Annotated in this window: 10 protein-coding genes and 3 pseudogenes; 3 read left to right on the top strand and 10 right to left on the bottom strand. The window is 70.7% G+C overall.

Features of this window, described 5'->3' with window-relative positions; translation table 11 throughout:
* Nucleotides 1-465: a nuclear transport factor 2 family protein gene (locus tag IPJ59_RS30510; protein WP_293274513.1), complete on the bottom strand. Its 465-nt coding sequence runs from the start codon at nt 463-465 to the stop codon at nt 1-3.
* Between the two features lie 10 nt (nt 466-475).
* Entirely contained in the window at nt 476-1,024 is a 549-nt protein-coding gene (locus tag IPJ59_RS30505; RefSeq protein WP_293274511.1) for a carboxymuconolactone decarboxylase family protein, read from the bottom strand.
* A gap of 118 nt (nt 1,025-1,142) precedes the next feature.
* Between IPJ59_RS30505 and IPJ59_RS30500 the strand changes: the two genes are divergently transcribed.
* Nucleotides 1,143-2,072, top strand: a complete 930-nt coding sequence (locus tag IPJ59_RS30500; RefSeq protein WP_293274509.1) for a LysR family transcriptional regulator — start codon at nt 1,143-1,145, stop codon at nt 2,070-2,072.
* A 144-nt stretch (nt 2,073-2,216) separates the two neighbouring features.
* Here IPJ59_RS30500 and IPJ59_RS30495 read toward each other — a convergent pair whose 3' ends face one another.
* A complete protein-coding gene (locus tag IPJ59_RS30495) occupies nt 2,217-4,313 on the bottom strand; it encodes an FG-GAP-like repeat-containing protein (protein WP_293274507.1) in 2,097 nt (698 codons plus the stop codon).
* A gap of 126 nt (nt 4,314-4,439) precedes the next feature.
* Here IPJ59_RS30495 and IPJ59_RS30490 point away from each other — a divergent pair, with 126 nt between their 5' ends.
* Nucleotides 4,440-5,111, top strand: coding sequence for a hypothetical protein (locus IPJ59_RS30490; protein WP_293274505.1), 672 nt, complete (start codon nt 4,440-4,442; stop codon nt 5,109-5,111).
* Nucleotides 5,108-5,485 (top strand): hypothetical protein, encoded by a 378-nt coding sequence (locus IPJ59_RS30485; RefSeq protein ID WP_293274503.1) that lies wholly within the window; start codon nt 5,108-5,110, stop codon nt 5,483-5,485. Before IPJ59_RS30490 ends, IPJ59_RS30485 begins: the two co-directional genes overlap by 4 nt.
* Nucleotides 5,486-5,588: 103 nt before the next feature.
* On the opposite strand, the gene IPJ59_RS30480 is transcribed toward IPJ59_RS30485, so the two are convergent.
* The 7 genes and pseudogenes from IPJ59_RS30480 to IPJ59_RS38285 all read right to left on the bottom strand — a co-directional run.
* Entirely contained in the window at nt 5,589-6,005 is a 417-nt protein-coding gene (locus IPJ59_RS30480) for an MYXO-CTERM sorting domain-containing protein (protein ID WP_293274569.1), read from the bottom strand.
* A 442-nt stretch (nt 6,006-6,447) separates the two neighbouring features.
* Entirely contained in the window at nt 6,448-9,087 is a 2,640-nt protein-coding gene (locus tag IPJ59_RS30475) for a M36 family metallopeptidase (protein ID WP_293274501.1), read from the bottom strand.
* A gap of 354 nt (nt 9,088-9,441) precedes the next feature.
* A pseudogene (locus IPJ59_RS30470) lies at nt 9,442-9,813 on the bottom strand (protein kinase domain-containing protein); the annotation flags it as partial.
* 73 nt (nt 9,814-9,886) lie between these two features.
* A pseudogene (locus tag IPJ59_RS38300) lies at nt 9,887-10,240 on the bottom strand (protein kinase domain-containing protein); the annotation flags it as partial.
* Nucleotides 10,241-12,912: 2,672 nt separating this feature from the next.
* The gene (locus IPJ59_RS38295; RefSeq protein ID WP_366524722.1) at nt 12,913-13,458 is read right to left on the bottom strand and encodes an arginine deiminase-related protein; all 546 of its coding nucleotides are present in this window, start codon (nt 13,456-13,458) and stop codon (nt 12,913-12,915) included.
* Nucleotides 13,459-13,531: 73 nt separating this feature from the next.
* Nucleotides 13,532-13,828, bottom strand: a complete 297-nt coding sequence (locus IPJ59_RS38290; RefSeq protein ID WP_366524723.1) for an arginine deiminase-related protein — start codon at nt 13,826-13,828, stop codon at nt 13,532-13,534.
* Nucleotides 13,828-14,166: pseudogene (locus tag IPJ59_RS38285) on the bottom strand (arginine deiminase-related protein); the annotation flags it as partial. The gene IPJ59_RS38290 and the pseudogene IPJ59_RS38285, both read right to left, overlap by 1 nt.
* Nucleotides 14,167-14,436: the final 270 nt, after the last annotated feature.

The raw sequence follows: 14,436 nt of genomic DNA, 5'->3' as shown, positions 1-14,436 counted from the left end.
TCAGAGGTCGAGATCGGAGAGGCTGGGGTGTTCGTCGGGGCGCCGACCGAGGGGCCAATGAAAGCGGCGCTCGTGCTCGGTGATCGCCAGGTCATTGATGCTGGCGATTCGCCGCCGCATGAGCCCCTCCGGATCGAACTCCCAGTTTTCGTTGCCGTAGGCGCGGAACCATTGCCCGCTCGAATCATGCCATTCATAGGCGAAGCGCACGGCGATCCGGTCGTCGCTGAACGCCCACAGTTGTTTGATCAGCCGATAGTCGAGCTCACGCGCCCACTTGCGGGTCAGGAATTCGATGATCGCCGGGCGGCCGATCAAGAACTCGGATCGATTGCGCCACTGGCTCTCGGGCGAGTAGGCCTGGGCGATCCGCTCGGGCTCGCGGCTGTTCCAGGCGTCTTCCGCGAGCCGAACCTTGTGTTCGGCGCTAGCGAGGGAGAAGGGGGGAAGGGGAGGCCGAGCCATGGTTCGAGCCTCAGCGAGCGTTGGCGTCGACCAAGGGGAAGTCGATCTCGGTCGCGAGCGCCTCGTTGACGTAGTTGGTCAGGGTGTTGAGCGCGACGTGGGCGATGATCTCGACGACCTGGCCATGGTCGTAGCCGGCCTGGATCAGCGCTTGGACCTCGCCTTCGCCGACCCGACCGCGCTGATGCACGAGCTTGGTCGCGAAGCGCAGCGCGGCGTCGGCCTTGGGGTCGCGCGAGCCACCGTCGCGGTTGGCCGCCAGCTCGGCGTCGTCGAGCTTGGCCAGGTTCTTGCCCAGGTAGGAGTGGGCCGAGAGGCAGTAGCTGCACTGGTTGTACTGGGCGACGGCGACGGCGATCCGCTCGCGGGTCTTGGCGTCGAGCGTGCCGTGGCCGAGCGCGCCGTTGAGCCCGAGGTAGCCGTTGAGCGCGGCCGGGCTGTTGGCGATCAGGCGGAACATGTTGGGGACCGAGCCGAGCTGCTTCTCGACCGCGCGCAGCGACGCGTGGGTGAGTTCGGGGGCGGCTTCGATGGTGGAGGGGGTCGGGATGCGGGACATGTCGACACCATGGCGCCCGGGACCGATCGAGAGAATCGCCAGCCGCGACAATGGACAATTTCAGATCCTGAAATAGTCGCTTGACGGGCCTGAAGCGGCGTGGTTCGCTCGTCTTGGCATGGACCTGCGCTGGCTGGAGACCTTCGTGATGGTCGCGGATCAAGGCAGCTTGGTCGGCGCGGCCCGGCGCCTCGACGTCTCGCCGCCCTCGGTCACGCGGGCGATCGCCAGCCTCGAGGCGCATGTCGGCGTCACGCTCTTCACCCGCACGACTCGAAGGGTCAAGCTGACGCCGCCCGGGGAGCGCTTCTTGGTCGAGGTTCGGGCGATCCTCAGCGCGCTCGACTCGGCGCTCGGCGACGCGGCGGGCGAGCGCGAGACCCCGATGGGCCAGCTCAGCGTCACGGCCTCGGTCACCTTCGGTCGCACCCACGTGGCCGAGGTCCTGCTCGACTATCTGCGCGAGCACCCGAAGGTCAGCGGCTCGCTGCTGCTGCTCGACCGCGTGACCAACCTGGTCGACGAGGGCATCGACGTGGCCCTGCGGATCGGTGAATTGCCCGACTCGTCCTTGCTCGCGCGCAAGGTCGGGACGGTGAGGCGAGTGTTGGTAGCGAGCCCCGAATACCTGGCCCAGCGGGGCACGCCGCGCCGACCCGACGACCTGGCCAAGCACGACGTCATCGCGTTCACGGGCCTGATGCAGGGCCAAAAGTGGCGCTACGGCGAGGGCGGGAAGACCCACGAGCTCGCGCTGAGTCCCCGGCTCGAGGTCAACGACGCCTGGGTGGGCCTACGCGCGGCCGAGCGCGGGCAGGGGATCACGATCGCGCTCTCTTACATGATTGTCGACGCGCTCGCGGCCGGTACGCTGGCGCTGGTGCTCGACGAGTTCGCGCCGCGGGCGATCCCCGTGCAGTTGGTGATCCCCGCGTCGCGGGTGATCTCGGCCAAAGTGCGATCGTTCTTGGATTTCGCGGCGGCGCGGCTGGGCGACCGATTGAGCGCAGAGGCGGCGCGATTGGGCAAGGCGAATCGACGAGGCTGATCCGCCGGCCGCGACATCTACGAGCCATTCAGTGAGGCGGTCTCCACCAAACGAACGACAAGGAGAGTCCAGCGCGACACCGGGGTGCATGGTTGGGGAGGCAGCAAGAACGGTCGGGGGGTCGGGCCTCGGCCGACCGCGCGTTCAGCCCGGGGCCATGCAGAAGGGGGGGACGATGATGATCTCGTTCGCCGGGTCGGGCTTGCATTCGGCCTCCTTGGCGACGGCGAGGAGGCGGAGCTGCTCGAGGTCCTTTGTGTTGACCTTGATGCTCGTGGCGGGGGCGTATTCGCCGGGCTGGAGGACGCCGGGGAAATCGACGGAGTCCTGCAGGGTCTCGACGCCCATGGTGGTGCCGTAGATCTCGACGGTGGCGCCGGCGGTGAGGGGGGCGGCGCCGAGGTTGCCGAGCTGGACCCACAGCTCCAATTCATCCGGGGCGCTGCACAGGCTGATGCAGGACTCCGGGGTGACCATGACGAGGTCGGGGGCGGCGAGGCCGTCGGCGGGCGAGAGGTCGCCGGAGCGGAAGTTGTTGTAAGAGTCCCAATTGGGGGCGGCCATCTTGGGGACGGTGCCGTCGTCATTAATGTTGGTGATCGAATAGGCGTGCTGGTTCCAGATCTTCCGGCCGGGGCGCCAGGAGTTGTTCTTGTCGCCGATGACGGTGATGCCGGTGATCGGGCCGTTGTAGGGCTCGTGGATGACGACGATCTCGACCTGGCCGTCGCGGTCGACGTCGGCGACGATCGGGTATTCGAGGCGGGTGCCGCTGTTGTGGTCGGCGAATTGCAGCTTGGTGGCGCCGTCGATGCCGGAGAAGACGTAGAGGTTGATCTCGTCGGCGTAGACGACGTCGGCGATGCCGTCGCCCTCGAAGTCATAGACGGAGCTGCCAGTGATGCCGGAGGAGGCGTCCTGGGTGGTGTGGCTCCACAGCACGGTCCCGTCGGTGTCGAATACGCTGTATTTGCTCAGGCCGGCGACGCCGACCTCCGGGAAGCCGTCGCCGTCGTAGTCGGCGATGGTCGGCGGGCCGCCGAGGCCGCCGGGGGTCGCGGTCTTCCAGATCAAGGCGCCGTCGGAGCTGTCGTGGACGTGGACTTCGGCGTTGGAGACGACGACGATCTCGGGGATGCCGTCGAGGTCGAAGTCGGCGACGCCGGGGTAGCCGTCGTTGGAGGCGTTGGACCAGATGGCGGTGCCGTCCATGCGGTAGAGGGCGTTGCCGACGACGACCTCGCCCTTGCCGTCGCCGTCGAGGTCGGCGGCGAAGGAGACGGCGGCGCTGCCGTTGGCGTTGCCGGTGGGGGCGCCGATGCCGAACATGCCGACGCCGACCTGGCTGCCGGCGCTGTTGAGGATGACGCGGCCAGCGACGATCTCCGGCTTGCCGTCGCCGTTCATGTCGAGGATCGCGGGGTAGGTCTCGTAGGTCCCGGCGTTGGCGGCGGTGAGCATCGGGCTGGTCCACTTGAGGGTGCCGTCGTGCTCGTAGCAGAGGATCTGCTGGCCGTTGTTGCTGCTGCTCAGGATCTCGATGAATCCATCGTTGTCGATGTCGGCGGCGGCGAGGCCCTCCTCGCGGGTGCCGCCGGGGATCACGATGCTCAGCACCTCGCTGCTGCCGTCGCCGGAGATGGCGCGCAGGACGGCTTGATTGTTGGGGTTATACATGACATTCAGGATGTCGGGCATATCCTCGCTGTCGACCTTGCCGTCCATGTTGTCGTCATTGACCTGCACGACGAGCGGGGCCGAGGCGCTGGCGTTGGCGCCGGGGCTGTTCATGAACATGTCCTTGTGCCACTCGACCACGGGGTCGAACATGCCGAGCTGGGGCTCGGTCTTGCAGGCGGCGTCGAAGGGGGCCATGAAGCCGGGCGGCGGGTCCTCGTTGCAGGGGCCTGCGGGCTCGCCGGTGGTGGCGGTCGTCGCGGTGGTGGCACTGTCGGTGGCGCTGTCAGTGGCGGTGGCGCTGTCGGTGGCGCTGGTCGGCCCGTTGCTGGTGCCGGTGGCGGTGTCGCTGATGCTGCCCTCGGTGGCGGTGCCGGTGGCGCTGCCGGTGGGGGTGCTGTCGCCGGTGGTGGGGGTGACGGTGGTGGTCAGCGGGCTGGTGTCGGTGGCGCTGCCGGTGCCGGCCTCACCGGGGCGGCCGTCGTCGCCGCAGGCGCTCCACACGGCGGTGCAGAAGGCGAGGTACGAGAGGAGGGAGAAGGAGATGCGGGAGACACGGGCCACCTCGCCACGCTATCACGGGGGCTGCGCGCGGAGGCGGGCGCACCCACGCGGGCTCGTGACGATCGATCGTGTGGCGCCGCGCTCGGTCGCGAGATCTGGCATGCTGGGGGTCCTGGAGGCGCGATCATGCGACGGCTCATGCTTGGTTGTCTGGTGTTCGGTGGCTGCCTGGTGAAGGACAACCCGGCGTGGGAGGACAGCGGCGCCGAGGCGAGCGCGGGCTCGACGGGTGTGAGCGGCGGAGCGAGCGGCACCTCGGTGACGCTGCCGAGCACGAGCGGGGGTGAGGACAGCGGTGGAGCGACGGCTTCGCAGGGTGAGTCGACGACCGCGGCCGGGACCACGACCACGGCGGGCGGCGAGGCGACGGGGACCGGCGCGACGGACGGCGGTGGCAGCACGGGGCAGCTAGCGATGCAGTGTACGAAATCGGAGCGCCCTGGCGGTCAAGCTGGACGCGGAGGCGTTCGAGGACGCGGGGTGGTGCCGAGCTCGATGGGCTCGCCGTGTGCGGGCTGGGGCGCCGGGACGGCGCCGGACTGCGGGGCGCTCAACTTCGGGGCGACCGGCTTCTTTCGCCTGGTCAACGACACGGAGAAGGGCAAGAACGCGGCGCTGCTGCGCTTCAACGGCGAGAAGGTCGCGGCGTTCGTGCAGGACGCCGGCGTCGACGCGGCCGATCTGCTCGCGGCGCGGCTCGAGCTGGTGGTGTACGAGCCGCTGACCGAGCCGGCGCAGGACAGCACGCTGGAGATCGGGATGCTGCTGGGGATGACGCGACCTGGGACGTGGGGATGAAGGACGGGCAGCTCGCGACGGAGCAGGAGTCGAACGCGCTGTGTCGGACGATCGAGGGCGGTCAGTGCGTGGCCTGGTCGCAGGGCGACGCGGTGAGCGGGAGCTCGTCGGTCGGCATCATGCTGGTCACCAAGGCGGCGGTGGCGATGACCGATCTCGACGGCAAGGAGGGTCAGTACCACGCGCAGCTGGTGAGCGAGCCGCTGGCCAAGGAGCTGGCGCAGGCCTTCGCGGAGGGGCTGGGGCCGAGCCTCGTGGTGTCGCTGAGCACGACGCGGGGGCTGGCCGAGGGGGTGATCGGGATCAAGCTCGAGGAGTCGGAGTATCCCGACGCGGCGCTCTACTTCGAGGTGTGCACCGAGTGGTCGAGCTGAGCGGGGCGGGGCTGCAGGCTGCGTGGCGCGAGGTGTGCGAGGTGTGCACCGAGTGGTCGAGCTGAGCCGCGCTGCGCTGCGGCGCCGCGTATGAGGTGGGCGCTCAGGCGCGGCGGCGGCGGATTGTGAGCAGGAGGAGGGCGGCGAGGGCGAGGGGCGGGCGCGGCTGCGGGTCGTTGCGGCAGCCGCAGCCGTCGTCGTCGAGGGCGTTGGCGCTGTCGTTGCTGCTGTCGACGCCGCCGTCATCGGCGTCGAGGGTGACGCTGTTGTTCGCGCCGCTGTCGGTCGGGAGGGGGGTGGTGTCGCTGTCGTCGCTGGTGGCGGTGGTGGCGGCGGTGGTGGTGCTCGCGGCGCTGTCACCGGTCTCGGCGCACAGGGCCTGGTCGACCTGCCAGACGGGGAACGGGGTGTTGTCGACGCCGGTGAGGCGGATGTTGTCGATGTCCCAGCCGTGGGCGCCGGCGGCGGCGTCGGTGCCGACGCGGAAGCGCAGCACGATGGATTCGCCGGCGAGGTTCATGCCGAGGTTCAGCGACTCGGGCTGGCGCTTGGGGAAGCCGGGGGTCTCGCCGACGTAGGCGGAGCGGCCGTTCAGCGGGTTGGCCTCGCTGACGATGACGCCCTTGTAGTCGGTGACGGCGGCGAGTGTGGAGATATCGACCCACTCCTTGGAATCGCCGCGGCGAACCTCGATGACGCCGCCGTCCCAGTAGGTGCCCATGCTGGTCTCGAAGCTGTAGGCGTGGTCGAAGGCGATGATCAGGGGCTCGTCGGCGGAGACCTGGATGGTGGGGGAGAGGAGGCGGGTGTCGGTGGGGCGGCCGACGTCGTCGGCGTGCCAGAAGAAGCCGCTCTCGGGGCCGGAGCTGCGGCGCCACACGGCCTCGGCGTTGCCGCCGTCGGTGGTCCAGACGCTCGGCGTGACCTCGAGATCGTCGTCGCGGGAGGCCATGGGTTTGAGGTCAGCGTGGATGAATGTGTCGAGCGGAACGTCGAGGAACTCGACGCAGCCGCCGGGGGTGACGAGGCGCAGGGTGAGGGTGAGGGGGCGATACTCCTGGATCGCGGCGATGCTGATCGGCAGCTCGAGCACGGTGGAGCTCAGGGCCTCGAGCGCCGGGGCGACCAGCGAGGGGCCGTCGGGGAACACCAGCGCGGGGTCGGGCTGGTGGACCTCGACGATCGCGCCGGCGGGCAGGAGCTCGGCGCCGGCGTTGTAGAGCGTCAGCTCGACGCGGCCGAGCTCGCCGCCGTCGATGATGCCGTCGTCGTCGCAGGAGGCGAGGCTGTCGTCGACCTTGGCCGCGAGGATGACGCCATTGGCGCGGACCTGGAAGTCCTCCCTTGACGCCGACGAGGTCGACGGAATTCTTGGGCGGGGAGACGGCGCAGCTGCCGGCGCCGCGGCGGGCGAAGGCCTGGGCGACGGTGTTGAAGTCGGCGGGGTCGATCGCGCGGGCGGCCATCAGCAGGGCGTCGCGCTGCTCGAGGTAGGTGGGGCTCGGGGGCGCGAGCATCATGCCGGGGACGATGATGTCGGCCATGCGGCGGCGGACGCCGGCGAAGTCGAGGTCGCCCTGCTCGGCGTGGGCCTTGTGGAGGGCGATGTAAACCTCCCACATCATCGTGGCCCAGATCTCACCGGCGTTGTGGACCTCGCTGTTGGAGGCGCCGGAGGGCTCGATCGGCGGGCCCATCGGCAGCTCCTCGCCGTCGGCGATGTGGCGGAAGGTGAGCGGGTTCCTGGCGAAGTCGACGGTGTAAGGGAGGCGGCGGATGCCGAAGTAGCCGGTGGGGTCGAATGCGGCGTAGAGGCTGGCGGCGTAGGTGGCGTCGAGGTCGTCGCCGTCGCGCAGGGTGGTGAAGAGGGCGTTGAAGTCGCCCCAGCCCTCGCTCTCGGCGCCGCAGGCGGTGCTGCCGCAGTCGACGAGGCGATGGTGGAGATAATGCCCCCACTCATGGGCGACGATCATATTGTCGATGGTGCCGTCGCGCTCGACGCTGGATTCGCCGACCATATGTGCGGTCTGCGGGTTCTTCTTGAGGGCGGCCTTGAGGGCGACGCCGGAGGCCATGGCGGTGCCGAAGCTGGGGATCGTGGGGTCCTCGGTGTCGGCGTCGTTGCCGGGGTTCAGGACATTCTCGGCCTCGACGTTATCGGCGATGACGGCCCCGACGGCGCCGGCGGCCTGGGCGAAGTTCACCTTGGTCTCGAAGGTGCAGTTGCCGCGATCGATGAGGGCGATCTTGCCGACGAGGTTGTTGGTGGGGGCCTCGCAGCCGTCGCTCGGGCTCTTGCCGCCGCCGTCGTCGAGCAGGACCATCGCGGCGCTGACGTCGAAGTCGGGCGGGCCGAACTGGGCGATCGCCACCTCGAAGTCCTTGCCGAGCGGCTCGAGCTCGAGGAGGGCGACCTTGGTGACGCCGCTCCACAGGTACATCTGCATGGTCGGCGGGGCGCCGTCCATCGGGGTCGACATGTTGGCGTTGTTGCGGGCGCCAGCGAGGGCGGCGTCCTGGGCCTCGGCGCGGAGCGAGTCGCCCTCGACGCCGCCGCGGCCGAAGTTGCTGTCCTGGGCGACGCCGGTGGCCTCGTTGAAGCCGGAGTCGTACCAGAAGTCGTGCTGCCAATTGTTGACGTAGAAGAGTTGCGTGATCGCGGCCATCGACTGGGCCTTGGAGTCGAGCGGCGGGAGGGTGAGGTCGTAGACGCGGTCGAACACGCCGGGGGCGGTGACGCTGGCGCGGAAGTCGAGGTCGTCGAGGCCGTTGGGGGCGTCGTGATCGACGTAGGCGTCGACGTTGTTGCCGTGGGTCACCTTGGCGCCGGGCGGGAGCCAGGGGTCGGCGAGGCCGTCGGGGTTGGTGTTGAAGCCCTCGACGGTGATCAGGGCGGGGACGGTCGCGTCGATGGGGCCCTGGTCGGGCTTGCCGGTGGGGTGCGGGTTCCAGTCGGCGAGCGGGCCGTCGCTGGGCCGGAGGTCGCCGGTCTCGTCGGCCCACACGCGGTACTTGAAGGCGTCGCTGGCGGTGGCGCTGCGGCGCATGAGCTGGCGGCCGTCGTCGGCGGCGACGACGTATTGCAGGACCTCGAGCTGGCCGCGGGTGTCGAGCTGGAGCTCGATGAGGTGGGCGGGGACGAGGGCGTCGCCGACCGGGAAGTAGACCGGCTTGCTGCGGGCGGGCGTGGCCTGGCCGGGGAGGGTGAAGCGCGACCAGCCGCGCAGGTCGGCGAGGCGGGGCGTGGCGCCGGCGATGTCGTGGCCGGGGAGCAGGGTGTGCAGCGCGGTGGCGGCGTCGAGGATGAATGGCCTCGCCGAGTCGGCGTGGGCGGCGGGGTGCGGGGTGCCGGAGATGGCGAGGGTCGGCGCTGGCGGTCGAGCCGGATCTTCACGTCGGCGTGGAGGAGCTCGACCTCGCCGACGCGCGGACGCAGGGCGACGACGATGCCGCCGCGGCCGAGGTCGTGGATGAAGAGGTAGGCGGGCGCCGGCCACGACGGCGCGGGAGATGCCGCAGGCGTCGCGGTGACGCTCGAGGTGCAGGCGGGCGATGGCCTCGCTCGAGGGAAGGTGGGCGGGGTCGCGGTGGTCAGGGACCACAGCAGCGAGGGAACGCCGCGGCCGGGGTCGTGGGCGGCGACGATCACGGGGCCTCGGGGGGCGTGGGGTCGCCGCGGTGGCGAGCCAGGCGTCGTGCGGGGTGCGCTGGCCGGCGAGCTGCGGCGCCTGGGGTGCCTGGGGTGCCTGGGGTGCCTGGGGTGGGAGTTGCGGGTGTTGGCGGGCCTGGACGGCGCTGGTCGGGGCGACCCAGAGGAGGCCGAGGAGAGCGAGGAGGGACGACGCGGCGAGGCGGGGGGCGCAGGCGGACCACGCGTCATCGTAGGCGGCGACGCGCGGAAGTCCATCCGTCGCCGACGTGTGCCAGCGCGGAGGCGCGGGAACGTGCTGAGGAGGTCAGCGCAGGTAGTCGGGGGTGTCGCGGGGGACGCCGAGCTCGCGGCTGAGGCCGGCGAGCTCGGCGAGCTCGCCGAGGTCCTCGAGCAGGCGCATCTCGTTGTGGTAGCGGCGGTCGGGGTCCTTCTGGTGGAGGCGGGCGACGACGTCGTGGAGCAGCAGGGGGGCGTCGACGCCGAGCGCCTCGAGCGAGGTGGGCTGGTCCGAGAGGATGTGGTGGACGCCGGCGTAGAAGTTGGCGAAGTCGAAGGCGGGGTGGCCGGCGAGCATCTCGTAGAGGACGCTGCCGAGCGAGAACTGGTCGGCGCGGTAGTCGATGCGGGCGCCGCGGAAGCTCTCGGGGGCGAGGTAGCGGGGCGAGCCGACGAAGGTGCCGGGACGGTGAGCTCCGGTTAGCGAGCTTGGCGATGCCGAAGTCGAGGATCTTGGCGATGTCGCCGGGGAGGACGAGCACGTTGCCGGGCTTCACGTCGCGGTGGATGACCTGATTGCGGTGGGCGAACTCGAGGGCGTCGGCGAGCTGGAAGGCGATGCCGACGCTGCGCTGCCAGGGCATGCGGCCCGCGGCGGTGATCGTGCCGAGCGGGGTCCCGGCGAGGTACTCCATGGCGAGGTAGACGGGGGCGTCGGCGGCGGCGGAGTGGTCGAAGACGGTGACGATGTTGGGGGTGGTGGAGCATGCCGGCGGCCTGGGCCTCGCAGGCGAAGCGGCGCAGCAGCTCGTCGCGGCCGGCGGGGTCGGCCTCGTTGGCGACGACCTTGACGGCGACGGTGCAGCGCAGCGAGGGGGTCGAAGCACTTGCAGATCGTGCCCATGCCGCCGGCCCCGAGCTTGCCGAGGACCTCGTAGCGGCCGATCGTGGTCGGCAGGCTCTCGTCCACGCGGGCGGGCTGGGCCTCGCTCGCGGCCTCGCGCGGTGGCCTGCTGTGGTGGCCGAGCACCGCGGTCGTCTCGCCGGCGTGGGTCTCGGCGGCGCGGTCGCGTCGGGCCTGCATGACGGCGCGCAGCTCGGCGAGCAGGACCTCGAGGTCAGGCGGCTTGATGAGGTGGTTGAGGGCGCCGAGGCGCATGGCCTCGACGGCGCGCGCGACCTGGCCGTCGGCCGGGAGCATGAGGACGTCGGGCGTGAGCTGCTCCGCTTCCGGATCGCGGCGATCAGCTCGGGCCGCTGAGGCGGGGCATGTTGAGGTCGGTGAGGACGAGGTCGAAGGGCGCGCCCTGCAACGCAGGACCAGGGCCTCGGCGCCGTCGGCCGCGGTGTCGACGTGAAAGCCGAACCCGACGAGGAAGTCGCGCAGCATCACGCGCGTGTCCTCGTGGTCGTCGACGATGAGGATCACGCCGGTGTCTCGTCCACGCTCGACCATCGGTCCATTCATCGCAGCTCGCGGCCGGGGCGGGGTGATTCGCCGGATCGTGGGCGCGGGGGGGTGGCGGCGTGGCGAGGCACGGCGGCTCGTCAGGGTTGTTTCACAACCTACGCCAGTCGCAGGGCCATTCGAGGGCCATTCGAGGACTAGTCGAGGACGCCCCCCGCGGCCGACCTCGATCGGGACCGGCAGGTGACGCTCGTAGCGGAAGCCGCGTTCGTCGCGGCGGATGGTCCAACGCCAACCGTGACGGCGGACGCGGCAGATGTAGTGCTCCTCGGCGGCGCCGTGGACGACGTAGCTGTGGTTGCGCAGGAGGAAGTTGGCGGGGCGCAGGACGTGGTGGTTGTAGAGGCGGTGGCAGCCGTGACTGTCGCCGACGAGGATCGATCGGTAGCTGACCGAGCCGTGGGTGCGGATGCCGTGGTCGAGCATGTGGGTGCCGTCGCGGGAGGATCACGGGCTGGTGGTGGATCAGCATCACGAAGCCGTAAGGCGGGTGATAGCCGGGAAGGCGAATCAGGTCCTCCTTCACCGCCCAGTGGCCGTCGCGGCGGCCGACGGGTCGTCGTCGATTGCCGTCGGGGGGCGAACCACCGGCGCGACGACGAGGTCACGCCACGCGCGAGGCTGGTGTCCGTGGCTTGTGCTTTACGACGCGGCCGTTGGCGAGCTTCTCGGCCTTCCATCCGCCGACGGTGGTCGGCCAGCGGACCAACGCCAAGCTCGCCGTCGCCGGCCTGCGCGTAGAAGGTGAGGTCGCGCGATCGTCGGCGCCGTGGCGATCGATGACGTCCGGCGGAGCAGCGTGCAGCTGGGTAGGCGGGCGGCGGCGGCAGGGCGACGAACGCGACGGTGTGACGTCGTCGGCGAGATGCTGCGCAGGCCGTCGCGGGTGGTGGCGAATTCAGCCATCCGAGGAGCACGCGCCGCGGCTTCGGTGGCGGGTGGATCGGGTCAGGGGCGCCGTTGCAGGCGGGGGGGATCGTCGCCCTGGTAGCGCAGGTCGGCGGGGTCGAGCTGACGACCGAGGACGGTACCCCAGGCGTTGCGGGCCGACCGTCCTCGATCAGGCCAGCCGCGTCGGCGACGCGCTGACGCGAGCCCGGAGCGCGAGGCGGAAGTCGAGCTCGCGGCCGCCGGCGATCAGGGCGTCGCGAGTGTCGGCGTCAGGCTCTCCGTAGGCGACGATCCAGTGGCGACGTTGATGAGCGGCGAGACCGCCTGGCAGGTCGCGCCGTCGACGATGCCGCTGGCGCGCTACAGGCCGTCCAGACGAGGGTGGGCCTCAACGCGGCGATCGCCCGAGCCCGGATCGCGTCGCGCTCGGCGTCGTCAGACCAGGCGCGCGTAAGGCGGGGCTCTGCGCGGCGAAGCTCGGCGGGGTCGGCGAGGCCGCGCAACGTCACCGCGGTGATGTAGGCAGGCGGCGCGCCTGCGTCTTGCGGCGCGCCTGCGCATCGCTCGGGTCCTCGCGTCGCGGCGGCACGCGACAGCACGCAGCAGGTCGTCGTCGATCGCGTCGTGGCGGCTATGGCGCGTCGTGTCGTCCATCGGCCGCGGGGACGACGCGGGCTCGGGGTGATGCCGTAGAGAGCTCGGGGTCGTGGTCGCTCGCGGCGAGGTGTCGTCGCCGAAGCGCTGGTCGGCGAAGCGCGATGAAGGTGTCGCGGTAGCTCGGCAGGGCCACGCCGGCCGCGATCGCGGCGTCGTCAGAGTAGGGGCCCAGCTGTCGCCGAGGTCGAGCGTCGTCATGTGGGCGGCCAGGCTCGTCAGGGCAGCGCTCGCCGATCGTTCGTCCGCCGCGATAGACGGGGGCACGTGTGCTCTGGTCAGCGCCGCGACGGTGGTCGGCGGTGCCAGGGCGAGCAACGGGGTTGGCGATCGACGCGAACACGGGGGGGCGGAGCAAGCGGTGTGCCGCGAGGAATGCTAGCGGAGTTCGGCGGGCGGGCGTGGGCCGGCGTGCAGCCGCTGCGGGGCAACGCAAACCCGGCGCGTGGGCCCACGTCGAGGTACTAGCGCAGGCGGGCGGGGCGAAAGGTGGTGGCGAGGGCGAGAGCAGGAGCGGAGCAGAGCCCCTGCACGACGGATCGAGGCTTAGCCGTGACCCGCCAAGCACGCCGGCGACGACCCGCAGGCGAGAAGAAGCGGGCGCTGGCGCGGCCGTGCGCGGCGTCGCCGAGCATCAGCGACCTGGCAGGCCGGCGCTGAGAAGCCGTTGTAGAGGCCCTGGTTCATCGCCAGCACCGCGGACTGGGCCGCGAAGGCGGGGAGTGGTGCTGAAGCGGCCCGCGACCGGCTCACTCTGCCACAGGAACATCTCGAGCTGGGGAAGACGAGGTGCAGGAGGGCGACGAGGTTGATAGGGGCCTTGCTGAGCTTGGACATGGGGGAGGATGACGGTGTCAGAGGGCGGTCAGCGTGTCCATGTTCGCAGGGGTCGCGAGTCCGGAAGGTTCGCAGCGTCCGCGGGTTCGCGGTGTGGCTCAGCGCGGCTCGAAGGAACAGCTCGGCGAGCATGCAGCGGGCGCTGCCGCCTCCGACGGCCTCGATCGTGGGGATGGCGACGGGCGGGAGGGTGGTGTGGCGCTCGACTGCTGCACCTGGGTCAGAGCAAGGGGCGGCGAGGCGGTCGGGAAGCACGCAGACAGGGAGCGCCGCGGTGGTCGATGAGCTGCAACATGTTGCCGGCGAAACGCTCGATCTGCAGATGGGGTCAGCTCGATGAGCTCGCCGCCGTCCTCGAGCTGCACGCGCAGAGTCGGCACGAGCGGGGAGCGGCGACGGGATCGGAGCCACAGGCGCGGCAGAAGCCGTGGCCGACGCAAAGCAGGACGTTGGTGTGATAGATCGGCTGGCCGGCGGCGTCGTGGGCGGCCAACAGGACCGGCATCCAGCCTCGCGCGTGGTAGCCCGGGACGCGCAGCAGATCGGGGTCGGTGCGCGAGGACTCGCGGGCGTAGGCGATCCGGCGGCGCGGGTCGAGGACGGGCTGCCGGTGCCGCCCTCGAATTGGTGGCCTTGGTCGGCGTGGTGGGTCCAGTCGACGATCTCGGTGACGTGGTGGCGGCGGGCGAGCTCGTCGACGAGCGCCGGGTCGACCTCGGCGCGGCGGCTGGCGGCGGCCATCGGATAGAGGTGCGCAGCCCGCCGGGTGGGTGGAGAGGATCCAGTTGTTCGGGGGAACACGGCGTCGGGCCGCGGTGGGCCGAGGCGCTCGTCCCAGACCCACGGCGGAGACCGGCGCGGACCAGGACCTCGACCATGGCGTCGAACTCGCGGCGGGCGGCGGCGGCGAGCTCCTCTCGATGGCCGCCCGACGGCCCGGGCGAAAGCCGTTGCTGGCGGCAGTCTCAGGGTTCCAGCGAAAGGCCGCGGGTCGGATCATGAAGCACGCGATCGGTGAATGTAGTGGCCAGGTCGCCAGGCACGCAGGGGCCGGATACCACTGTTCTCGTGCCGTGAGAAAACGCGGATCGCAGGCATCGTCGCCAGCATTTCGCGGCGATCGGTAAGCTATCCGGGGACCTTCGCCGAAACCGCGCGCCAGATTGGAGGATGCACCGCTTTACAACAGGTGGGGGCAGGTCGGTTGATCGCGGTCCGCCAGGGCACACGTTC

The sequence above is a fragment of the Nannocystis sp. genome (genome assembly GCF_016714285.1).
In the GTDB taxonomy this organism is placed as follows: Bacteria; Myxococcota_A; Polyangia; order Nannocystales; family Nannocystaceae; genus Nannocystis.
The sequence above is the reverse complement of the archived record's forward strand: the minus strand, read 5'-3'. Positions and strand labels throughout refer to the sequence as shown.

What these genes read in the sequence shown, in the direction of transcription:
- IPJ59_RS30510 (WP_293274513.1), bottom strand. Translation starts at nt 465, where the DNA reads ATGGCTCGGCCTCCCCTTCCCCCCTTCTCCCTCGCTAGCGCCGAACAC.
- IPJ59_RS30505 (WP_293274511.1), bottom strand. Translation starts at nt 1,024, where the DNA reads ATGTCCCGCATCCCGACCCCCTCCACCATCGAAGCCGCCCCCGAACTC.
- IPJ59_RS30500 (WP_293274509.1), top strand. Translation starts at nt 1,143, where the DNA reads ATGGACCTGCGCTGGCTGGAGACCTTCGTGATGGTCGCGGATCAAGGC.
- IPJ59_RS30490 (WP_293274505.1), top strand. Translation starts at nt 4,440, where the DNA reads ATGCGACGGCTCATGCTTGGTTGTCTGGTGTTCGGTGGCTGCCTGGTG.
- IPJ59_RS30485 (WP_293274503.1), top strand. Translation starts at nt 5,108, where the DNA reads ATGAAGGACGGGCAGCTCGCGACGGAGCAGGAGTCGAACGCGCTGTGT.
- IPJ59_RS30480 (WP_293274569.1), bottom strand. Translation starts at nt 6,005, where the DNA reads ATGAACCTCGCCGGCGAATCCATCGTGCTGCGCTTCCGCGTCGGCACC.